Genomic DNA, 21,355 nt, shown 5'->3' with positions numbered 1-21,355 from the left:
GCGTCAGCGGAAGAGCGGTGTCCCGTCGCCGAGCTCGGCGTCGAGGAAGGTCCAGATCCAGTCGAGCGCGCGCGTGCGGTCGAGGCCCGGCACCTTCTGGGAGAGCTGCGTCGCGATCCCGTCGCTGTAGGCCGCGAGCTTGAGCGCGACCTCGGCCGCGTCCACCGCCCGGAACGCGCCGCCGTCGACGCCGCGGTGGATCGTGCGGACGAGGCACGCCTCCCATACGCGGATCCGCTCGAGGCGGTCGGCGCTGATCGCGGGCTTGCGGCCGACGGCGGTCCAGTAGTCCGACCAGAGCCGCCAGTGCGCCTCGGCCTCGTCGGTGCCCGTGAAGAGCGGCTCGACCAGCAGGCGCACGCCGTGCACGGGATCCGGGTCGGCGTCCACCTCCTCCACGATCGACGCGTAGAACCGGTCGGTCTCGAGCACGACGACCTCGTCGAGGATCTCGGCCACGCTCGCGAAGTGGTACGTCACCGTGCCGACCGACACGTCGCCCTCGGCGGCGATGTCGCGGAGGCCGGTGGCGGTGAGGCCCTTGCGGAGGATCACCGCGCGCGCGGCCTCGACGATCATCGCGCGCCGCACCTCGGGCTTCTCGCGCTTGCCTCCGCGACGGCCGGCGGGCGCGGTCGTGCGCGCCGTCGTGCCCGCGGTCGTGCCCGCGGTCACGCGGAGGTCCGCGGCACGAGGTCGTCGAATACGCGGTCGGCGACGAGCACCTCGGGGGTGCCGGGTCCGCCGTCGCGCGCCCAGGCCCGGAGCGTGTTGACGACGCGGAAGGCGTCCGCGTCGGCGGTCACGCGCGAGGTCGTCTCCAGGCGCGCGCGCCAGCCGGGCTGCTCGAGGCCGATGGCCCAGCGCGACTCGGCGACGGCCGACGTCGGGTCGCCCTCGGTGATCCGGTACGTCTCGCGGCTCGACTCGGTGAAGACGAGGCCGTCGGGGTAGACGCGGGATCCGCCGTAGCCGGGGTCGACGTCGAGCGTCCACTCGCCGGTGGCCACGTCGTGCGAGACGCTGCGCTCGGGCAGGCCGGACTCGTCGGGGATCCGCTGGATCGCCATCGGCGTCGACCGCACGGCCTCCTCGAAGCGCACGCCGTCGTCCGCGTCGCGCGTCCAGACCGGGAGGGTCACGAGGCTGCGGGAGGGCGCGAGGCCGAGGGTCGCCTCGCGGGCGTGCGGCCAGATCCACGGCCAGTACGCCGACGACACCGCGATGCGCAGGCGGTGCCCGGCCGGGAACGCGTGGCCCGTGGCGACGAGCGGCACGCGCACGAGCGACTCCTCGCCCGGGACCATCGGGTCGATCCGGGCGCGGTCGATCCGCTTGTTCAGGTTGAGCGCGCCGCGCGTCACGAGGGTGGACGACCCGTCGGGCGCCACGTCGCAGAGCCGCACCACGAGGTTCGCGTCGGGCAGGTCGCTCGTGACGGCGAGGTCGACGAGCACGTTGCCGAGCACGTCGAGGCGCTCGTCGAGCAGCAGGTCGAAGCAGACGGAGAGGCCGTCCTCGGCGCGCTGGTCGGGCGGGAGGTCGGTGGCGTTGCCGAAGGGGAAGAAGCGGCCGGCGTCGAGGCCCGTGCGCTGCGGCGAGCGGACCACGACGGCGTCGCCCTCGGCGGCCGGCCCGTGGAACACGGTCAGCGGCAGGACGGGCGAGGCCGCGACGGATGCCGGCGGCGGCCACGACGCGGCGCCGACCCAGCGGCCGGTGCGCACGGGGTAGCTCGTGGCGGGCGGTTCGGAGTCGCTGAGGAAGGCGCGGAGCGCGGGATCCGCCTCCACGCCGGTGTCGACGCCCTTCAGCCAGCGGTCCCACCAGCGCAGGGTCTCCTGCAGGAAGCCGATCGACGGGCCGGGCGCGAGGCCGCGGTCCGGGTACTGATGCGACCACGGGCCGACGATGCCCTTGGCCGGGCCGGGCAGGTGCTCGACGAGGCGCAGGACGGCGTCGCGGTACGGATCCGCCCACCCGCCGACCGCGAGCACGGCCGCGTCGATGGCCGAGTAGTCCTCGCACACGCTGCCGTGCCGCCAGTAGTCGTCGCGCTCCTGGTGCGCGAGCCAGGTGGGCGTCATCGGCCGGTTGGCCTCGAGGCGCTCGCGCCAGCGCTCCACCCAGCCGTCGCCCACGACCTCGGGCCGCGGTGGGCGCGAGTTGAACGCGAACATCGTGGCGCCCCAGGCGGCCATGTCGATGCCGAGCACCGCGCCGCCCATGTAGTGCACGTCATTGTCATACCGGTCGTCGGTGGAGCACACCGTCACGACGGCCTTCAGGGCCTCCGGCGCGCGGGCCGCGAGCTGCAGGCCGTTGAAGCCGCCCCACGAGATCCCGAAGATGCCGACGGCGCCCGTGCACCAGTCCTGCGCGGCGATCCACTCGATCACCGCGACGCCGTCGTCGAGCTCCTGCGCGGAGTACTCGTCGACGAAGAGGCCGTCGGAGGATCCGGTGCCGCGGATGTCGACGCGGATGGACGCGTAGCCGTGCGCCGCGTACCAGGGGTGCCGCTCGCTGTCGCGCGGGCCGGTCCAGTCGTCGAGCCGGTAGGGGAGGTACTCGAGGAGCGCGGGGACGGGCGCGTCGCCGGCCGGCGCCCAGATGCGCGCGTGCAGGCGGATCCCGTCGGGCATCGGGATCCAGACGTCGCGCGTCGTCACGGCGGCGTCGGCCTCGGTCGTCTCGCGTGCGTCGTCGGTCATCGTGCGTCCTCCCAGTCCCGGATCCGGTGCCCGTCGCCGAGCTCCCGCCACCCTCCGTCCGCGGCGTCGCGCCACGTGGCCGTCACGCCCTCGACGTCGGGCAGCTCGGTGGCGCCCGGCTCGAGGGTCGCCGCGAGCAGCTGTCGTGTGTAGGGGTGGTTCGGCCCCTGGAACACGCGCTCGGTCGGGCCGATCTCCACGATCCGCCCGCCGGTCATCACCGCCACGCGGTCGGCCACGCCGCGCACCACCGCGAGGTCGTGGCTGATGAAGAGGCAGCTGAGGCCCTTGTCGCGCTGGAGGTCCGCGAGCAGCGCCAGGATCTCGGCCTGCACGCGCACGTCGAGGGCGGTCGTGATCTCGTCGGCGATCACCAGCTGCGGTCCGGCCGCGAGCGCGCGGGCGATGCCGACGCGCTGTCGCTGGCCGCCGGAGAGCTGGCTCGGGAGCCGGGCCGCGAAGTCCGGCGACAGCCCCACCTCGGCGAGGATCTCGCCCACGCGCTCCGGGGAGGAGCTGCCGGTGAACAGCTTCAGCGGCCGCGCGATGGCAGCGCCGACGGTGCGCCGCGGGTTGAGCGAGGTGTCCGCGTTCTGGAACACGAGCTGCACCGCGCGCCGGAGCGCGGGAGAGCGGCCGGCGACCGCGGAGGTCAGGTCGCCCGTCACGCCGTCGCCGGCGAAGCGGAAGGTGCCCGACTCGGTGGGCACGAGGCCGGCCAGGGCGGTCGCGAGGGTGGTCTTGCCGCTGCCGGACTCGCCGACCACGGCGAGCGTCTCGCGCGGCGCGATCGTGAAGGACACGTCCGCGACCGCGGGCGGCAGGTGGCGCGCGTACCGGACGACGAGGCCGTCGGCGACGACCATCGGGGGCGCCGCGTCGGGTGCGGCGTCGGACCCGGGCGCCGGCGCCGGTGCCACCGCGTCCGCGCCGGCCACGGGCCCGCCGCTGCCGCCGCCCGGGATCGCCGCCAGCAGCTCGCGCGTGTACGGGTGCTCGGGCGACGCGAAGAGGTCCGCCGTCGGCCGCTGCTCCACGATGACGCCGTCGCGCATCACGGCGATCTCGTCGACCATCGTCGAGACGACGCCGAGGTCGTGGCTGACGAGCAGCACGGCCATGCCGAGCTCGCGGGCGAGGTCGCGGATCAGGGTCAGCACCGCCGCCTGGGTGACCACGTCGAGCGCCGTCGTCGGCTCGTCGAGCACGAGCAGGCGGGGGCGCGCGGCGACGGCCATGGCGATCGCGATGCGCTGCTGCTGCCCGCCCGAGAGCTGGTGCGGGTAGCGCCGCACGATGGTGGCGGGGTCGGGCAGGCGCACGAGGCGCATCAGCTCCAGCACCCGCTCGTCGTCGCTCGGCAGCCCGTGGCTCTCGAGGGCCTCGCGGAGCTGGCGGCCCACGCGCATCGACGGCGTGAGCGCCTGGCCGGCGTTCTGCGCGACGACCGCGGCCGTCCCGCCGCGGAGCTGCCGCGTGTCCGCGGGCGAGAGGGCGAACACGTCGTCGCCGCCGACCTCGACGGATCCGCCCACGATGCGGGATCCGCGGCGCAGGTGCGCGAGGAGCGTGCGGGCGACCGTCGACTTGCCGCTGCCCGACTCGCCCACGAGCCCGAGCGCGCGCCCGGCGCGGATCTCGAAGCTGACGCCGCGGACCACGGGCACGTCGGTGCGCCCGGCCGCGTACGAGATGGCGAGGTCGGCGACGCGCACGACCGTGCCGAGCCGCGCCTGACCGGTGAGGGTGTCCATGAAGCCGCCGGGGATCATGCCATCCCCCTCTGCGCGCGGTCGACGCCGAGCGCCTTGCTGAGCCCGTCGCCGCTGAGGTTGAGGCCCACGACGAGGGTCGCGAGCGCCACGATCGGCGCGAGCGTGCCGAGCGGCACGACCGTCAGGGCGGTGCGGTTCTCCTGCACCATGAGCCCCCAGTCGGGCGTCGGCGGGTTCGCGCCGAAGCCGAGGAACGAGAGCGTCGAGATGAGCAGCACGATCCACGAGGCCCGCATCGCGTACTCCACGAGCACGACGTCGAGCACGTTGGGCAGGATCTCGCGGAACACGATGCTCAGCGGCCCCTCGCCCCGGGCGCGCGCCGCGGTGACGTAGTCCTGCGTGATCACGGTCCGCGCCGCCCCGCGCACCACCCGCGTCACGGCGGGCGCGTACACGACGGTCACGGCGAGCACGATCACCCAGAGGCCGGATCCGAACACGGTCACCACCACGAGCAGGGCGAGCACCGACGGGATGCTCAGCAGCGCGTCGACGACGCGCATCACGACCTCGTCCAGCCAGCCCTCGGCGTACGCGGTGACGCAGCCGACGACCGTGCCGACCGCGACGGCGATCGTGGTCGCGAGGAACGTGACGACGAGCGCGTAGCGGCCGCCGTTGAGGGTGCGGGAGAGCACGTCGCGGCCGTACTGGTCGGTGCCGAGCCAGTGGGTCCACGTCGTGCCGGACAGCACGTCGGCCGAGTCGGTCGCGACGGGATCGTGCCCGGCGATCCACGGCGCGAGCAGCGCGAGGACGACGTGGATCCCGATGAGCGCGAGCCCGACGGACAGCGCCGTCGACGCCCGGAGCGGGCTGGTCCACCCGCGCAGGCGGCCGCCTCGGCGGGTGGGCAGGGGCGTCGCGGTCATGCGCGGGCCTTCCGTCGGGTGGTGGGTCGGGCGGTGCGGGCGGACCGGGTGCGGCGGGTGCTCTGCCTGGTGCGGAGCCGCGGATCCAGCGCGAGGGCGACGAGGTCGGCCGCCAGGTTGCAGACCACGTACACGCCGGCGCTCAGCAGCGCGATGGCCTGGATCGTCGGCAGGTCGCGCGTGAAGACGGACTCGAGCATGAGCTTGCCCATGCCCGGGTAGTTGAAGACGTTCTCGACCACGACGACGCCGCCCAGCAGCCACGCGACGTTGAGCGCCACGACGTTGAGGGTCGGCAGCAGCGCGCTCGGCACCGCGTGCCGCCACACCACCTGCCGCGTGGTGAGGCCCTTGAGCTCGGCCGTGGTGACGAACTCGGACGCCATCACGTCGATGGTCGCCGAGCGCATGGTGCGCACGATGTAGGCCGCCATCGCCAGCGTCAGCACGATCACCGGCAGCGCCACCGAGGGCAGCAGCTCGGCGACCGTGGCGTCGCTGCCGCGGAGGACCACGGCGGGGAACACCGGGATCGTGATGGCGAAGAGCAGCACGAGCACGGTGGCGACCATGAACTCGGGGACGCTCATCACGACGAGGCTCACGACGCTGATGATCGAGTCGCTCGCGCGTCCCCGGCGGACGCCCGCGATGACGCCCAGCGTGAGCGACAGGGTGACGCCGACGAGCATCGCCGGCACCGCGATGAGCATGCTGTTGCGGAAGGCGACGAGGAGCGTCGGCGCGACCGGATCCCCGCTCACGAGCGAGGTGCCGAAGTCGCCGTGTGCGGCGCCGAGCAGCCAGTCGCCGTAGCGCAGCCAGACGTTCCGGTCGAGCCCGAGCGAGTCGCGCAGGGTGGCGACGGCCTCGGGGGTGGCGTCCTGGCCGAGGAGCTGCTGCGCCACGTCGCCCGGCAGCAGCTGGATCGCGAGGAACACGAACAGCGACGCGAGCACGATCGTGAGGAGCGCGGTGCCGAGGCGGCGGAGGACGTGCACGGTGACGTTCATCGACGGAATCCGATCGCGAGGTGGTCGAACTCGAAGCCGTACTCCCGGTAGTTCACGACGTCGCGCGAGATGCCGACGAGCCGGTCGCCGAACATGGGCGTCATGTCGGCGCTGTCCTCCACCACGATGCGCTGGGCGTCCTGGTAGAGCATCCGCCGCCTGTCGTCGTCCATCGTGGCGCGGGCGTCGTCGAGGAGCGCGTCGAAGGTCGGGTTCGACCACGCGCTCTCGTTGTAGGAGGAGCCGGTGCGGAAGATCTGGTTCAGCATCTGGTCGATGGGCCGGCCGGTGAACCAGTAGCTCACCATGAGCGGCTGCTTCATCCAGATCTCCGTGTAGTAGGAGTCGGACGAGCTGTTCTTCACCGTGAGGTCGATGCCCGCGGCCTTCACCTGGTCGCGGTACGCCACCGCCATGGGTGTGAACACCGACTCGTAGGAGGAGGTGTGGATCGTGGTCCGGAGCCCGGGCACGCCCGCCTTCGCGAGCAGCGCCTTCGCCTGGTCGGGGTCGTACGCGCGGTCGACGTCGACGAACGCGGCGAGCGACGGCGGCACGGGGTTGTCCCAGGCGGCCGTGCCCGTGCCCTGGAGCGCGGTCGCGACGATCTGCTCCGGGTCGTAGGCGAGCTTCATGGCCTGGCGCACGAGCGGATCCTGGAACTCGGCGCTCGTGGCGAGCATCGGGATCGTGTACCACTGCGCGTTCTCCACGCGCGCGACCGTGGCCCGGCTCGACGCGGAGACGACCCGGGCCGTCGCGAAGTCGAGGTTGGTCTGCGAGATGAGGTCGATCTGCCCCGCGAGCAGGGCGTTCACGCGCGCCGTCGTGTCCTGGATGGAGGAGAAGTCGATGCCGTCGAGCACCGGCCGCCCGGCGAAGTGGTCCTCGAACGCCTCGACGCTGCCGGATCCCGCGGGCTGGAACGACGAGAGGCGGAACGGCCCCGTGCCGATGCCGGTGCGGCCGATCGTGCCGATGGCGTCGGCCGGCACGATGTAGCACTGGTAGGCCGTGAGCAGCGACGGGAACTCGGCGTTGGGGTTCTTCAGCTGGAAGACGAGCGTGTGGGGGTCGGGCGCCGACATGCTGCCCGCGTCGAGCATGTCGCCGAGCACGCCGCCCTGCGGGGAGGCCGTCGCGGGATCCAGGATGTGCTGGATGGAGGCGATCGCGTCGGCCGCCGTGAAGCGCGTGCCGTCGTGGAACCGCACGTCGCGGCGGAGGCGGAAGGTCCAGGTGATGCCGTCGGGCGACGCCGTCCACTCCTCGGCGAGGTCCGGGATCGTCTCGCCCTTCTCGTCGAGCCTCACGAGCCGGTTGTAGAGGGCGCCGAGGTACTCGTACGCGGAGAGCGAGCTGGCGGAGTCGAGGGTCTCGGCGGCGGATGCGGCCGGCCGCGCGACGCGGAGGCGGCCGCCGGCGACGGCCGTGCCGGTGGCGGCGGCCTCGGGGATCGTGGTGCTGCGGGCGCCGGTGGAGCAGCCGGTGAGGGCGAGCAGGCCGAGGCCGGCGATCCCGGCGGTGCCCGCGAGGACGGCCCGGCGGCTGGGCGCGCTCGGCCGGTCGGCGATGCGCAGCCTGGGCGCGCTCGCGCCGGCGAGCATGGTGCGGGTGGTGACGATCGATGGCATCGGGACGGGCCCTCCTCGTTATCGTTCAGGTGAACGATAGGGGAGATGCGGGCCCCTGGCGAATGCTGACCGGATGCGAGGCGATCGTCGGCACCGTCTCCTGGGCTCGCCTCCCGCATGGCCGTGGGTGTGGACGCCCCCGGCGGCACCCGCCGATGTCGACCATCCTGTCCTCGCGGATGGACGGGCTCGTGCCCCTGGGCGGCGCACGACGCCTGCGTCCCCGCATCCGATGCGGGGCTCCGCTCCCGCGCATCGTCCGCCGGATCTCGATCCGCGCGTGATCCGAGGAAGAAGGAGACACCGGATGCTCACGCACCTGCTCGTGGCCGGCCTGACCATCGCCGTGGGACTGACGGGCGGCTCGCCGACGGCGACCACCTCGGATCCCGGACCGGGGGAGTCGAAGATCGTCGCCGGCCGCGTCGCCCCGGCCACCCCGTGGGCCGTCCAGATCGTCGAGACCGGCGGGACCGTCGGCGCGGGGCTGGAGGAGGACTGCACGGGCGTGCAGGTCGACGCCTCCTGGGTGCTCACCGCGCGGCACTGCACGGGGGACACCGACGACATCGACATCTACCAGTCGAACTCCGTGACGCACTCGGGCGACCCGACGCCCGTGGACCGCGTGGTGGTCGCCCCGAAGGGCGACATCGCGCTGCTGCACCTCGCCGCTCCCGCGCCCCTCTCGGCCTACGCGCCCCTCGACCTGAGGTCCGGGGCGTCCGCGTCCGGCACGGGCACCATCGAGGGCTACGGCTCGCGCGCGCACGGCAAGCAGGCGACGCGGCTCTACGCGGCCACCGTCCGCCTCACCGGCGCCCAGGTCGATGGATTCGACGGCGCGGCACAGGAGGTCACGGGCATCAGCGGCGCGGCGAACCACGGCGACTCCGGCGGTCCGCTCCTGGTCCAGGGCCGTGTCCGCGGCCTCTGCTCCCAGGGCCTCAGCGACACCGACGACGACCCGCACGCCGCCTCCACCTACGCGCTCCTGTCGCAGGACGCGGCCTGGATCCGCAGCACGACGGGAGTGCGCGGCGACGGTCGGTAGGGCAGCGGGCGCTCTGCCTCTCGCGTCACCTCCTCCCGTAGGAGGTGGACAGCCAGATCCGGCTGCCGTCGGGGATGGTGACCTCCAGCGTGGTCGGCGCGGTCGGGTCGTCGAGCGGCACGCTCATGGCGCCCCGGCCGTCCGGGCCGCACGTCGCGCCGACCCGGTTCGGGTCCTCCTGCACGACGCGGATCCAGTAGGTCTCGGTCCCCGTGCAGTCGGCGGTCATCACGACCGAGTCCAGGCTCGGATCCTGGGGCGCGGGGAGGGTGATGTCGATCGTGCCCGCGCTCCCGGGCGCGACGTCGGCCGGCGCCGTCCCCTCCTGCGCCACCTCCTCGAGCCCCTCGGACGTGCCGGAGAAGCGCCCCGTCGGCTGCCACGACGGGTGGCCCCGCGAGGCGAGGTCCTCGAGGGACGCGAACCGCTGCGCGTCCGTCGGCGCGGCCCCCGGTGCGGCCGTGGCGGTCGGCGTCTCCTCGGCGGGGGTCGGATCCTCCTCGGCCGAGGGCCCGGCGCCGGTGCATCCGGACAGGGCCAGGAGCCCCGCGACCACGGCGCCTGCGATCGCGGGAACGCGCGGGTGGTGGTGAGCGGTCACGGTGCTCCTCATGGGCCGTCGGGGTCGGTCGTCCCTCGAGCCTCCCGTCACCGGCGGGACCCGGTCAAGGCCGCCGCCCCGCTCCGCGCGCCCCCCCTCAGCTCACGTGCACGTCCGGCCGCCGCGCCCGCACGGGCTCGGCCCGCCGCAGCACCTCGCGCGGTCTGACTCCTCTGCGACGAGACCTGGGCATGGCGTCGACCGGCGACACCCTGGCCGCGCCATCACGTCGCAGGGGGTGTGTCGGCCCGGTCATCTCCGCCACCGTCAGGCGAAGCCTCCAGCGGCGACTCGCGTCGTCGTCGGGCCCGGTGTTCGAGGAACCCGACGACCAAGAGGACCGCTGTCGCACCGATCGCGATCCCCTGCACGAGAGCGCGGTCCTGTGGGAGCACGATGCTGAGCGTGCCGACTCCAACCAAGATCGCCAGATAGAGGATGTCCGAAGGCCTGAAGCGCTTCATCCTGGCCATCTTCGACTTACTCGCAGTTCGCATGATCAGTCCGGACCCAGGGCCTATCGCCTTCTACGCGAGTCTGGTGGCAGGTGGAGAAGCCGTAGCTGCCGGCCTTGTAGGCGCGGCTCACGAAGCTGATGATGTCCCCCAGTCGCGGAGCGCCGAACGCTGCGCATCCCGCGATGATGAACCACCTCACCCCGCTGGGGATCTTCGATGACCCAGCGCACAGGGTCGCTGCTCCTGCCGCGCCGAGGAACGCAGCCGCTGCGGCGATCGCGCGCATCTGGGAGCCGAGGAGGTTCACGTAGAACCCGATGCCCTGAGCGGCGTTGCCGAGCCCGAAGGTCACGAGCGGGTCCACGACGACGGGAAACGCTGCTTCTCGAGGATCGATGGTCTGCGTGAGCGTATGCCCGTCGATCGAGAACCGCGTCGGGATCGTACGGCCGTGCGCGTCGACGGCCCACGGAGCGTCGATGTGCCCGGCTGTGATGCTCCCGGCATCCGGTGCGAGCGCGACGATGTCGAAGCCGGTTCCACGGGGCACTGCCTGGAAGCCATCAGGGAGATCGAGGGAGAAGGCCGTGGTGTCGGCTCCGTCGCGGAGGACCGTGACCGCCTGGACTTCGCCTGCGCTCACCTGGACAAGGGAGTTCTCCGACGAGACAGGCATGACGCTGACGGTGCCGGACGTCGTGGAGAGTCCGGGAGGAGCGGTCGGATCATCTGGAGCGGTCCATCCGAGATCGGTGCGGTCGCCCTGGCCGACTGCGACGAGCGCCCGGTCCACGAGAGCAGGTGTCGACATGTCGCCCGCGCTCTCTGCGGCGGATGCGGCTCCGGCCATGAGGCCGTTGAGGGAGATGGTGACCGCCAAAGCGAGGAGCATCGTCGCTCCCCGAGCGTGTATGCGCACGGGATCCCGTTCGATTCGCGACGCCGATCGACGTCGCGCTGACCGTAGGCCGCGACGGCCCCGCGCGTGGTACTACTGCACAGGCCCCCTCAGCTCACGTGCACGTCCGGCCGCCGCGACCGCACGGGCTCGGCCCGCCGCAGCACCTCGCGGGTGACCGGGGCGACCTCGCCCGTGCCCGTCACGAGGAAGCGGAGCAGGTTGCCCACGGGCGACCCCTCCGTCCACTCGAAGTAGACGCCGGGCTTCACGCCCGTGAGGTCGCGCACCGCGAGGAGCACGGCCGCGATCGTGTTGGGGACGTTGCCGCTCGTGACCTGGAGCACGCGGAACCCGCAGCGCACGATGCCGCGCACCACGAGGTCCTCCTCGAACTCGGAGGAGTCGCCCGGGGTCACCTCGAGGAAGATCACGGGGGCCCGGGCCGGGATCCCGCTGTCGCGCCGCTCGTCGCTCGCCTTGCGGCGGTACTCGGCGATGCGCTCCTCCTCCGTCAGGGCCTCGTCGGGCTCGTCCGGCTCGTGGGCGATGATGCTCACCGCGCCGTAGTCCTCCGCGTCCTCGATGACGAAGGCGCGCGCCCGCTCGTCCATCGTGAGCGAGGTCGCGCGCAGCTGGAACGAGCGCTGGATCCGGCTGACGATCGACACCGCCAGGATCCCGAGGATGAACAGCGCCGCGATGCGCACGCCGTCCGGTCGCTCGATCACGTTGACGACCGTCGTGTACGCGAACACCGTCGCGATGGCCGCGAAGCCGACGGTGCGCTTGCGCTGTCCCGCCTTCTTCGCCGACAGCGTCACCGCGACCGAGGCCGAGGTGATGAGCACGAGCACGCCCGTCGCGTAGGCGCCGGCCTGCTGGTCGACGTCGGCCTGGAACACGAGCGTGACGAGCACGGCGATGGCCGTGAAGACGAGTACGAGCGGGCGTACGGCCGCGGCCCAGTGCGGCGCCATGCCGTAGCGCGGCAGGTAGCGCGGCACGATGTTGAGGAGCCCGGCCATCGCGGAGGCGCCCGCGAACCAGAGGATGCAGATCGTGCTGATGTCGTAGAGCGTGCCGAAGCCGTCGCCGAGGAACTGGTGCGCGAGGTACGCGAGCGCGCGGCCGCTGGCCTTGCCGCCCTCCTGGAACTCGGCCTGCGGGATCAGCAGCGTGGTCACGAAGCTCGACGTGATGAGGAACGCGCTCATGATGAGCGCGGCCGTCGCGAGCAGCCGCTTCGTGCCGTGGATCCGCGTGCGCGGCACCCCGTCGGCATCGTCCTCGCCGCGCACCTGCGGCATCACGGCGACGCCCGTCTCGAAGCCGGAGAGGCCGAGCGCGAGCTTCGGGAAGACGATGAGCGCGATGCCCACCATCACGAGCGGGTTGCCGTGCTGCGCCGTGAGCGCGAGCCACCAGTCGTCGATGACCTGCAGGTTCCCGGCGACGTGGAAGAGGGAGACGACGATCACGACGGCGTTGAGCGTGAGGAACACGGCCACGAGCACGACGGCGATGGAGATCGCCTCCTTGAACCCGCGGAGGAACACGAAGGCGAGCGCGGCCAGCAGCACCAGCGTCAGCAGCACCTCGTTGCCCGCGAACCAGGACGGCGCGAACGGGTTCTCGACGGCGTGCGCGGTCGCGTCGGCGGCCGACAGCGTGATGGTGATGAGGAAGTCCGTCGCCGCGAATCCGAGCAGCACGAGCACGAAGAGCTTGCCGCCCCACCAGGGGAGGAGCCGCTCGAGCATGGCGATGGATCCCTCGCCGCGGGGGCTCTCGCGCGCCACGCGCCGGTAGACGGGCAGGGCGCCGAGGAGCGTCAGGAGGATGAGGACGAGCGTCGCGAGCGGCGACAGCAGTCCGGCCGCGACGGCCGCGATGGCGGGCTGGTAGCCGAGCGTGGAGAAGTAGTCGACGCCGGTGAGGCACATGACGCGCCACCACGAGTGCGTCTTCCCGACGGTCTCGGCGTGCGGGCCGGGGTGGGCGCCGGATGCGCCGGGCAGGCCGTCGAGGAGCCAGGCGGTGATCCCGGCGCGGGTGCGCCGCTGCTCGGGCACGCGCAGGAGCTTGGGGCCGCTCACGTGGACGCTCCCGGTCGGGTGGGGTGGGGCTCGGACGTCGGGCAGCCGTGAGTCGGGCAGCGCACCGGTGATCCTCCTGAGGCGGCGCCGGGACCCCGTCTCGCGGATGCGACGGTCGGGCCCGGCATCATCGTCGGCCCATCGTGCCACCTCCCGACGGGAGCGGGGTGCGCGTGCAGGGTGCGGTCAGCCCGGCGGGTGCTGGGCGGATGGGTCGGACGTGGGAGATCCGGCGTCGCCCGCCGACGGGACCGCGGCTGCCGGCGTCGCTGTGCACGGGGCAGGCGGCGGGATCCGCTCCCGCTCCTACCATCGGACGCCCCATCCGCGGCCGTCGCCGCCGGAGTCCGTCGTCTGCCGGAGACCGTCCGATGGCCATCCACCGAAGGAGATCACCATGCAGCACCGCACCACGCGTCGCGCACCCGCGATCGCACGTCCGGCCCTGGCGCTCGGAGCGCTCACCGCGATCGTGGCCGGCCTCGTCGCCGGTCCCATCGCCTTCCACGCCGCGTCGGCCACCGCTCCGGCGTCGGCGGCGCACGTCAGGGACCCGTACATCGGCTGCATCGGCGAGCCCCTGGGCCAGCCGAACCCGCCCATCTGCCGGAGCCACGGGTAGCCGCGGGAGCTCCGCACCTCGGGTCCGATCCCCGAGCAGCAGCGGGCTCCGTCGTCACTCCTCCGATCGGAGGGGGCGACGGAGCCCGCTGTCGTGCGTGCGGCGACGCGGACGGAGACCGCCGTCGTCCGGGCGAGGCCGCCGGGAGTCGTCCTGCCCGGCCCGGGTCATCCGCCGGCGCGCGCTCGCGAGGCCCAGAGCTGCGCGGCGAGCCCGACCACGATGAAGCCGCACATCAGCGCGCCCATCGCGGTCGCGGTGCCGCCGAGGGCGCCCGCGAGCGGCGTCGCCAGGCCGCCGAGGCCGAACTGCAGGCCGCCGACGAGCGCCGAGGCCGTGCCGGGGTGGCGGTGGCCGAGCGCCTGCGTGAGGGTGATGGATCCGGGGATCACCCACCCCCAGCCCGCCGTGACGAGGGCGAGGGCCGGCCAGACCAGCGCCGGGCCCGTCCCGCCGAGCGCTCCGACGAGCACGAGGATCGAGCCGATCGCGCAGGTGGCGAGGCCGATCGTGAAGAGGCGGTCCTCGTCGAAGCGCCCGATGAGGCGGCGGAACACGAGCGTCGACGCGATCATGCAGGACGCGTTGGAGGCGAACACCAGCGTGTAGAGGCCCTCGCCGAAGCCGTACTGCTCCTGGAACACGAAGGACGAGGTGGCGATGTAGGAGAAGAACCCGATGGTCGCGGTGCAGCCGGTGACGAGGTACCAGCGGAAGCGGGGGATCCGCAGCAGCTCCGCCATGCGGCCGAGCACGGCGCGCGGGGAGGTGCCGCCCGCGCCGGTGCGGACGAGCGTCTCCGGCAGCAGGCGCGCCGCCGCGACGGTGAGGGCCAGGCCGAGCGCGGCCAGCACGACGAACGTGGCGCGCCACGACGAGAGCGACAGCACGAGGCCGCCGACGAGCGGGGCGACGACCGGGCCGACGGAGTTGACGACCGCGAGCGTCGCGAAGAGGCGGCTGCGGAGGGTGCCGGTGGAGGCGTCGCCCACCATGGCGCGGGCCGAGACCGCGGCGGCCGCACCGCCCAGGCCCTGCACGACGCGGGCCAGGATCAGGAGCCCCACGTCGGGCGCGATCGCGCAGACGATGCTGGCGAGCGTGAAGAGCGCGGTCCCGGCGAGGAGGATGCGGCGCCGACCCACGCCGTCGCTGATCGGCCCGATCACCAGCTGGCCGACCGCGAACGCGACGAGGAAGGCGGTCAACGTCAGCTGCACCGATGCCGTGGAGGCGTCGAGGTCGGTGGCGATGGCCGGCAGGCCGGGGATGTAGAGGTCGGTCGCGAACGGCGAGATGCCGACGATGAGGGCGACGGTGAGGAGCGGTCCGCGGCGCGCCGTCCACGACGTGCGCGGGTCGGGGTCGGGGTCCGGGTGTCGGGCGTCGTCGCTCATCAGGCCCGACAGTAGACCGGTCGCCCCCCGGCAGGTGTCGGTCGCAGCAGCGTGCGGCACCACGTCCAGCGGCCACGGTGCGGATATCGTCAGAGCGTGATCACTGGAGAGCTCAAGAGCAAGATCGACCGGGTCTGGGACGCGTTCTGGTCAGGGGGGATCTCGAACCCGCTTGAGGTGATCGAGCAGATCACCTACCTGCTGTTCGTGCGGCGGCTCGATGACCTGCAGACGCTCGCCGAGAAGAGGGCCCGTACCACCGGCGATGCCATCGAGCGGCCGATCTACCTGCCACGCCAGAGGGAGCTGAGGTGGAGCCGCTTCAAGAACAACGACGCCGAGGTCATGTTCGAAGTCGTGCGCGACGAGGTCTTCCCCTTCCTCCAGGACCTCGGCGGTGACGGCTCGACGTACGGCGAGCACATGCGCGACGCCCGCTTCACGATTCCGACCCCGGCGTTGCTGTCGCGGGTGGTCGACATGCTCGACGACATCCCCATGGCCGAGCGCGATACCAACGGCGACCTGTACGAGTACCTGCTGTCGAAGATCGCCTCGGCGGGCGTGAACGGGCAGTTCCGCACGCCCCGGCACATCATCGAGCTGATGGTGGCCATGACGGCACCGCAGCCGGAGGATGAGATCTGCGATCCCGCGTGCGGCACGGCCGGATTCCTCGTCGCCGCGTCGGAGTACGTGCGGCGCGAGCACCCCGGGGTGATGACGAACGCAGCGCAACGCTCGCACTTCCACTCGAGCATGTTCCACGGGTTCGACTTCGACTCGACGATGCTGCGCATCGGCAGCATGAACATGCTGCTCCACGGTGTCGAATCGCCGGACATCCGCTACCGCGATTCGCTCTCCGAGGGCGTGAGTGCCGACTCGGAGCGCTACTCCCTGATCCTGGCGAACCCGCCGTTCGCTGGATCGCTCGACTACGAGTCGACGTCGAAGGACCTGCAGCGCGTCGTGAAGACGAAGAAGACCGAGCTGCTCTTCATGGCCCTGTTCCTGAAGCTGCTGAAGGCGGGCGGCCGCGCGGCCGTGATCGTGCCGGACGGCGTGCTGTTCGGTTCGTCGACGGCGCACAAGGCGCTGCGGCGCATGCTCGTGGAGGACCAGAAGCTCGACGCGGTCGTCAAGCTGCCCTCCGGCGTCTTCCGCCCGTACGCCGGTGTCTCGACCGCGATCCTGTTCTTCACGAAGACGGACTCCGGCGGCACCGACGACGTCTGGTTCTACGACGTGCGTGCCGACGGCTTCTCCCTCGATGACAAGCGCAACCCGATCGAGGCGAACGACCTGCCGGATGCGCTCGCTCGCTGGGCAGACCGATGCACGACGGAACGCGACAGGGCCCGCACCGACCAGTCCTTCACGGTGCCCAAGGCGGACATCGTCGCGCAGGGCTACGACCTGTCGCTCAACCGCTACAAGGAGGTCGTCCACGACGAGGTCGAGCATCGGCCGCCTCTGGAGATCATCGCCGACATTGAGGCCCTTGAGGCCGAGATCGCGAACGGGTTGGCAGAGCTGAAGGCGATGCTCACGTGAGCACAGTCCCACTGAGTGAAATTGTCAAACCGTCAGGAAGTCAGGCGGGTGTCGATATCAATCACCCGGTCTTTTCCGTCACAAAACATTCCGGATTTGTTCGCAGTGAAGAGTATTTTAAAAAACGGGTCCATAGCCGCGAGCTCGGCGGATATAAACGAGTTCAGCCAGGGGATTTTGCGTACTCCACGATTCACCTCGACGAGGGTTCTGTAGGCATCGCACCTGTTGACGGGCTGATAAGTCCAATGTATACAGTCTTCGCCGCCGACACCACCCAGGTGGTGCCCGAATATTTGATTCGCTTCCTTAAGAGCCCAGTAGCGTTGGTTCAGTACGGCCGGCTCGCAAAGGGTTCCGTTCATCGGCGCCGGAGCATTTCGTTAGACACATTGGGAACTTTGCAAGTTCCGCTGCCGTCGCTCGACGAGCAGCGTCGGATTGCTGCGGTCCTCGAACGCGCCGACGAGCTTCGAGTAAGACTTCGTCGGGTACTTGCTCATCTTGACAGTCTCGCTCAAGCTCTTTTTGCTCAAAAGGTTGATTTGCCTTCGGCTAGCACGGCCCGTATCCCTCTGAGTGAGTTGGCGGTCTTAATAACCAAGGGAACTACTCCGTCGTCAATGGGCCTGGGGCTCGCGCCGGAAGGCGTCCCTTTTCTTCGTGCACAAAGCTTACAGGGTGGGACGGTCAAAGTCGGTTCCGATGCGTTGTTTATAGACGCGGCTGCACATGCGGAACTGAAGCGCTCCATCGTTCGAGGAGGAGACATACTTATCACTATCGCTGGCACAATAGGTCGTGTCGCAGTTGTGCCGAAAGATGCCGGGGAGATGAACTGCAATCAGGCAATTGCCATCGTGCGACTCGAAGATACAGAAATAGGTCCATGGGTCGCGGCTTGGCTACGATCACCAGACGCAGTCCGGCAAATTGCAAACTTTTCAGTCACGGCAACAGTCGCGAACCTCAGTCTCGCTCGGTTGGGGCGTCTTGAAGTGCCGGTCATGGGGCGAAATACGCAGATTGAGTTTGCGAGACAGCTGGAAGAAATCAATTTCAGACGCCACGATGCCCAAATCGCGATGACTGCAGGTGATGAACTGTTTGCCGCGCTTCAGTACCAAGCCTTTCGAGGCGAGCTGTGACCGCCAACTTCGCCTTCGCGCGCGCCGCGTGGCCGGACGTGTTCGAGGACGCATCCCGCGCAGAGTCCTACCTCTCCAGCGACCCCCGGTCGGCGTGCTTCTACAGCCGCCGCGCGGTAGAGCAGCTCGTCGGTCACCTCTACGACGTGCTCGACCTGCCTGTCCCGTACCAGGACGACCTCGCCGCGCGCATCAACGACGCGGGCTTCGCGCAGGTCACGGGGGTGGGGATCGGGCAGAAGCTCAACCTGATCCGCAAGCTCGGCAACCAGGCGGTGCATGCGCAGCAGCCGATCCGGCCCGACGTCGCGCTCGCGGCGCTGCGGGAGCTGCACCACGTGCTGGTGTGGGCGACGTTCCGGCACTCGGCGCACCCAGAGGGCGTGCCGACGGGCGTGCAGTTCGATCCGCAGCTCGCGGCCCGTGCGGCGCCGCTGACCCGGGACGACGTGCAGCGGCTCGCAGCCAGATTCGCCGCGCAGGACCAAGCCCATGCCAAGGCTCTCGCCGACCGCGACGAGTTGGCGGCCGAGCAAGCAGAGGAGATCGAGCAGCTGCGCGAGCAGATCGCAGCGGCTCAGGCGTCGAACCAGGGATCTGACGACCACGACTACTCCGAGGCCGAGACCCGGGACCGCTTCATCGACATGCTGCTGGCGGAGGCCGGCTGGCCGCTCACTGACGCGCGTGATCGCGAGTTCCAGGTCACCGGCATGCCGAATGGGCCGGGAATCGGATTTGCCGACTACGTGCTGTGGGGCGATGACGGTCTGCCGCTGGCCGTCGTCGAGGCGAAGCGCACGACCACGAGCGCGCAGGTCGGGCAGCAGCAGGCGAAGCTCTACGCCGACAGCCTGGAGGCGACCTACGGGCGACGGCCTGTCGTGTTCTTCACGAACGGGTACGAGCACTGGCTGTGGGACGACGAGGCGGGTTATCCGCCGCGGCAGGTCGCCGGGTTCTACACGCGCGGCGAGCTCGAGCTGATGATCCAGCGCCGCTCGACCCGCGTGCCGCTCTCCGGGGCTGCGGTGAGCAGTGACATCGCGGGTCGTCACTATCAGGCACGGGCGATCCGAGCGGTGGGGGACTCGTTCGACCGCAAGCAGCGGCAGGCGCTGCTGGTCATGGCGACCGGGTCGGGCAAGACGCGGACGGTCATCGCGCTGGCCGATCAGCTCACGAAGGCCAACTGGGCGAAGCGCATCCTGTTCCTCGCCGATCGCACCGCGCTGGTGAAGCAGGCGGCGAACGCGTTCACAGCACATCTGCCGGGATCAACGACGGTGAACCTGGTCACCGAACGGAACACCGAGGGACGCGTCTACGTGTCGACGTATCCCACGATGATGAACCTGATCCATGAGACCTCTGACGGCGACGGTGGGGCGACGCGTCGATTCGGACCAGGATCCTTCGACCTCATCGTGATCGACGAGGCGCACCGATCGGTCTACCAGAAGTACGGGGCCATCTTCGAGTGGTTCGACGCACTCCTGGTCGGGTTGACGGCGACGCCGAAGGACGAGGTCGACCACAACACCTATCGGCTGTTCCACCTCGAGGACGGTGTGCCGACCGACTCCTACGGGCTCGACGAAGCGGTCGACGAAGGATTCCTCGTGCCGCCACGCGGGGTGTCGGTCGGCACCCGATTCCTGCGTCAGGGCATCCGGTACGACGAGCTCAGCCCAGCGGAGAAGGAGGACTGGGATGCGCTCGACTGGGGCGAGGACGGCACGCCGACCGCGGTCGAGGCAGACGAGCTGAACCGGTTCCTCTTCAACGAGGACACCGTCGACAAGGCGCTGGCCACCCTCATGACGCGCGGGTACAAGGTCGCGGGCGGCGACCGACTCGGCAAGACCATCGTGTTCGCCAAGAACCAGGCGCACGCCGAATTCATCCAGCGCCGCTTCGACGAGCAGTACCCCGAGCACGCGGGGCACTTCGCGCGGACCATCACCCACAGCACGCCGTATGCGCAGAGCCTGATCGACGACTTCTCGGTCGCAGATCGTGCCCCGCACATCGCGATCTCGGTCGACATGCTCGACACCGGCATCGACGTGCCCGAGATCGTCAACCTCGTGTTCTTCAAGCCGGTGCGATCCAAGTCGAAGTTCTGGCAGATGATCGGCCGCGGCACCCGGCTGCGCCCGGATCTGTTCGGCGACGGCCAGGACAAGCAGGACTTCCTCGTCTTCGACTTCTGCGGCAACCTCGAGTTCTTCAACCAGGATCTGCCCGGGAGCGAGGGCTCCATCCAGAAGTCCCTCACGCAGCGGCTGTTCGAGGCCCGCCTCGGGCTGATCACCGGGCTCGACCGGGCACAGCTCGATCGGGAGCTGCGTTCTTCGACCGCCGACACCCTCCACCGGATCGTCGCGGGAATGAACCTCGACAACTTCCTCGTGCGCCCGGCACGGCGCTGGGTCGAGCGGTTCGCCGAGGCGTCGGCCTGGGATGAGCTGACGCTCGAGGACGCGGCCGAGGTGCTCACGCATCTGGCCGGCCTGCCGTCGAGCGTCGCCGACGACGATGTCGACGCCAAGCGCTTCGACCTGCTGATCCTGCGGCGACAGCTCGCGCAGCTCGACGGCGACCTGGTCGCCTGCGAGCGCATCCGCCAGCAGGTGCAGGCGATCGCGACGGCGCTGCTGTCCAAGTCGGCGATCCCATCGGTCGCGGAACAGCTCGTGCTGCTGGAGGAGATCGCCGGGGACGACTGGTGGGTCGACGTGACCCTCACCATGCTCGAGGTCGTGCGGATCCGCATCCGCGCGCTCGTACGGTTCGTGCCGAACGTGACCCGCCCCCGCGTCTACACGGACTTCATCGACGAGCTCGGCGAAATCACCGAGATCGTGCTCCACCAGCCGACGCTGGGCACCGACATCGAACGATTCCGTGCGAAGGCGACCGTGTACCTGCGGCAGCACGAGGACCACCTGGCGCTTCAACGCCTGAGGCGCAACCGGCAGCTGACGCCGGACGACCTGAACGCGCTCGAGACGATGCTGCTCGCCAGCGGGGCAGGATCGAAGGCGGACATCGACCTGGCGGCCGAGCAGGCGCAGGGGCTCGGGCCGTTCATCCGCTCGCTCGTCGGCCTGGATCGGGAGGCGGCGCTCGCGTCCTTCGCGCGCTTCCTCGACGGGTCGCGCTTCTCGGTCGACCAGATCCGGTTCATCCACCTGATCGCCGACGAGCTGACGGCGAACGGCGTGATGGACGCGGGGCGCCTCTACGAATCGCCCTACACCGACCGCGCCCCGAGCGGCATCGACTACCTGTTCGACGAGTCCGACGTGACCGCCATCGTCAAGATCCTGGACGACGTCAAGGCGCACGTCCGGCCGGAGGACGTGGCCTGACCCCGGCCGATTCGGAGTCCCGTCCCCGGCTCGGAATACGGCTCGGCCCGACAAGCGCATTCGCCCGCGATCGATGTGGATCGAAGGCGAAGACGAGCGCGCCCCATCGTCACCGATGGGGCGCGCTCGTCGG

The 21,355-nt window shown here is 70.9% G+C and carries 15 protein-coding genes; 5 read left to right on the top strand and 10 right to left on the bottom strand.

Annotated features, from left to right (window positions below):
* Positions 1 to 3: 3 nt before the first annotated feature.
* The 6 genes from ACMT9T_RS09385 to ACMT9T_RS09360 are packed head-to-tail and all read right to left on the bottom strand — an operon-like array spanning position 4 to position 8,011.
* Positions 4 to 675, bottom strand: a complete 672-nt coding sequence (locus ACMT9T_RS09385; protein WP_414745299.1) for a TetR/AcrR family transcriptional regulator — start codon at positions 673 to 675, stop codon at positions 4 to 6.
* Positions 672 to 2,714 (bottom strand): CocE/NonD family hydrolase, encoded by a 2,043-nt coding sequence (locus ACMT9T_RS09380; RefSeq protein WP_414745298.1) that lies wholly within the window; start codon positions 2,712 to 2,714, stop codon positions 672 to 674. Before ACMT9T_RS09380 ends, ACMT9T_RS09385 begins: the two co-directional genes overlap by 4 nt.
* Positions 2,711 to 4,486 carry a dipeptide ABC transporter ATP-binding protein gene (locus tag ACMT9T_RS09375; protein WP_414745297.1) on the bottom strand — a complete coding sequence of 592 codons (1,776 nt, stop codon included), beginning with the start codon at positions 4,484 to 4,486 and terminating at the stop codon, positions 2,711 to 2,713. The genes ACMT9T_RS09380 and ACMT9T_RS09375 overlap by 4 nt, the downstream gene beginning before the upstream one ends.
* The gene (locus ACMT9T_RS09370; protein ID WP_414745296.1) at positions 4,483 to 5,364 is read right to left on the bottom strand and encodes an ABC transporter permease; all 882 of its coding nucleotides are present in this window, start codon (positions 5,362 to 5,364) and stop codon (positions 4,483 to 4,485) included. Before ACMT9T_RS09370 ends, ACMT9T_RS09375 begins: the two co-directional genes overlap by 4 nt.
* Positions 5,361 to 6,377 carry an ABC transporter permease gene (locus tag ACMT9T_RS09365; protein ID WP_414745295.1) on the bottom strand — a complete coding sequence of 339 codons (1,017 nt, stop codon included), beginning with the start codon at positions 6,375 to 6,377 and terminating at the stop codon, positions 5,361 to 5,363. Before ACMT9T_RS09365 ends, ACMT9T_RS09370 begins: the two co-directional genes overlap by 4 nt.
* Entirely contained in the window at positions 6,374 to 8,011 is a 1,638-nt protein-coding gene (locus tag ACMT9T_RS09360) for an ABC transporter substrate-binding protein (RefSeq protein ID WP_414745294.1), read from the bottom strand. The genes ACMT9T_RS09365 and ACMT9T_RS09360 overlap by 4 nt, the downstream gene beginning before the upstream one ends.
* A gap of 307 nt (positions 8,012 to 8,318) precedes the next feature.
* Here ACMT9T_RS09360 and ACMT9T_RS09355 point away from each other — a divergent pair, with 307 nt between their 5' ends.
* A complete protein-coding gene (locus ACMT9T_RS09355) occupies positions 8,319 to 9,065 on the top strand; it encodes a S1 family peptidase (RefSeq protein ID WP_414745293.1) in 747 nt (248 codons plus the stop codon).
* A 25-nt stretch (positions 9,066 to 9,090) separates the two neighbouring features.
* Here ACMT9T_RS09355 and ACMT9T_RS09350 read toward each other — a convergent pair whose 3' ends face one another.
* From ACMT9T_RS09350 to ACMT9T_RS09340, 3 genes are all read right to left on the bottom strand, one after another.
* Positions 9,091 to 9,666, bottom strand: coding sequence for a hypothetical protein (locus tag ACMT9T_RS09350; protein ID WP_414745292.1), 576 nt, complete (start codon positions 9,664 to 9,666; stop codon positions 9,091 to 9,093).
* Between the two features lie 480 nt (positions 9,667 to 10,146).
* Positions 10,147 to 11,004, bottom strand: a complete 858-nt coding sequence (locus ACMT9T_RS09345; protein ID WP_414745291.1) for a hypothetical protein — start codon at positions 11,002 to 11,004, stop codon at positions 10,147 to 10,149.
* Positions 11,005 to 11,132: 128 nt separating this feature from the next.
* Positions 11,133 to 13,121 carry an APC family permease gene (locus tag ACMT9T_RS09340; RefSeq protein WP_414745290.1) on the bottom strand — a complete coding sequence of 663 codons (1,989 nt, stop codon included), beginning with the start codon at positions 13,119 to 13,121 and terminating at the stop codon, positions 11,133 to 11,135.
* A gap of 397 nt (positions 13,122 to 13,518) precedes the next feature.
* Between ACMT9T_RS09340 and ACMT9T_RS09335 the strand changes: the two genes are divergently transcribed.
* Positions 13,519 to 13,743, top strand: coding sequence for a hypothetical protein (locus ACMT9T_RS09335; protein WP_414745289.1), 225 nt, complete (start codon positions 13,519 to 13,521; stop codon positions 13,741 to 13,743).
* A 167-nt stretch (positions 13,744 to 13,910) separates the two neighbouring features.
* Here the strand turns inward: ACMT9T_RS09335 and ACMT9T_RS09330 are convergent, their stop codons facing one another.
* Entirely contained in the window at positions 13,911 to 15,140 is a 1,230-nt protein-coding gene (locus ACMT9T_RS09330; protein ID WP_414745288.1) for a multidrug effflux MFS transporter, read from the bottom strand.
* A gap of 96 nt (positions 15,141 to 15,236) precedes the next feature.
* On the opposite strand from ACMT9T_RS09330, the gene ACMT9T_RS09325 reads away from it, so the two are divergent.
* From ACMT9T_RS09325 to ACMT9T_RS09315, 3 genes are read left to right on the top strand one after another with little or no spacing between them, the layout of a single operon-like run.
* Entirely contained in the window at positions 15,237 to 16,697 is a 1,461-nt protein-coding gene (locus ACMT9T_RS09325; protein WP_414745287.1) for a type I restriction-modification system subunit M, read from the top strand.
* The gene (locus ACMT9T_RS09320) at positions 16,694 to 17,845 is read left to right on the top strand and encodes a restriction endonuclease subunit S (protein WP_414745286.1); all 1,152 of its coding nucleotides are present in this window, start codon (positions 16,694 to 16,696) and stop codon (positions 17,843 to 17,845) included. The genes ACMT9T_RS09325 and ACMT9T_RS09320 overlap by 4 nt, the downstream gene beginning before the upstream one ends.
* Positions 17,842 to 21,222: a DEAD/DEAH box helicase family protein gene (locus tag ACMT9T_RS09315; RefSeq protein ID WP_414745285.1), complete on the top strand. Its 3,381-nt coding sequence runs from the start codon at positions 17,842 to 17,844 to the stop codon at positions 21,220 to 21,222. The genes ACMT9T_RS09320 and ACMT9T_RS09315 overlap by 4 nt, the downstream gene beginning before the upstream one ends.
* Positions 21,223 to 21,355: the final 133 nt, after the last annotated feature.

The sequence above is a fragment of the Clavibacter vidaverae genome (assembly GCF_047529985.1).
Taxonomy (GTDB): domain Bacteria; phylum Actinomycetota; class Actinomycetes; order Actinomycetales; family Microbacteriaceae; genus Clavibacter; species Clavibacter nebraskensis_A.
Note: the sequence above shows the minus strand (reverse complement) of the source record. Positions and strands in the feature narration are given on the sequence as shown.

Bases quoted from the DNA above. Each gene is read 5' to 3' on its own strand.
- ACMT9T_RS09380 (WP_414745298.1), bottom strand. From the start codon at position 2,714: ATGACCGACGACGCACGCGAGACGACCGAGGCCGACGCCGCCGTGACG.
- ACMT9T_RS09375 (WP_414745297.1), bottom strand. From the start codon at position 4,486: ATGATCCCCGGCGGCTTCATGGACACCCTCACCGGTCAGGCGCGGCTC.
- ACMT9T_RS09370 (WP_414745296.1), bottom strand. From the start codon at position 5,364: ATGACCGCGACGCCCCTGCCCACCCGCCGAGGCGGCCGCCTGCGCGGG.
- ACMT9T_RS09365 (WP_414745295.1), bottom strand. From the start codon at position 6,377: ATGAACGTCACCGTGCACGTCCTCCGCCGCCTCGGCACCGCGCTCCTC.
- ACMT9T_RS09360 (WP_414745294.1), bottom strand. From the start codon at position 8,011: ATGCCATCGATCGTCACCACCCGCACCATGCTCGCCGGCGCGAGCGCG.
- ACMT9T_RS09355 (WP_414745293.1), top strand. From the start codon at position 8,319: ATGCTCACGCACCTGCTCGTGGCCGGCCTGACCATCGCCGTGGGACTG.
- ACMT9T_RS09335 (WP_414745289.1), top strand. From the start codon at position 13,519: ATGCAGCACCGCACCACGCGTCGCGCACCCGCGATCGCACGTCCGGCC.
- ACMT9T_RS09330 (WP_414745288.1), bottom strand. From the start codon at position 15,140: ATGAGCGACGACGCCCGACACCCGGACCCCGACCCCGACCCGCGCACG.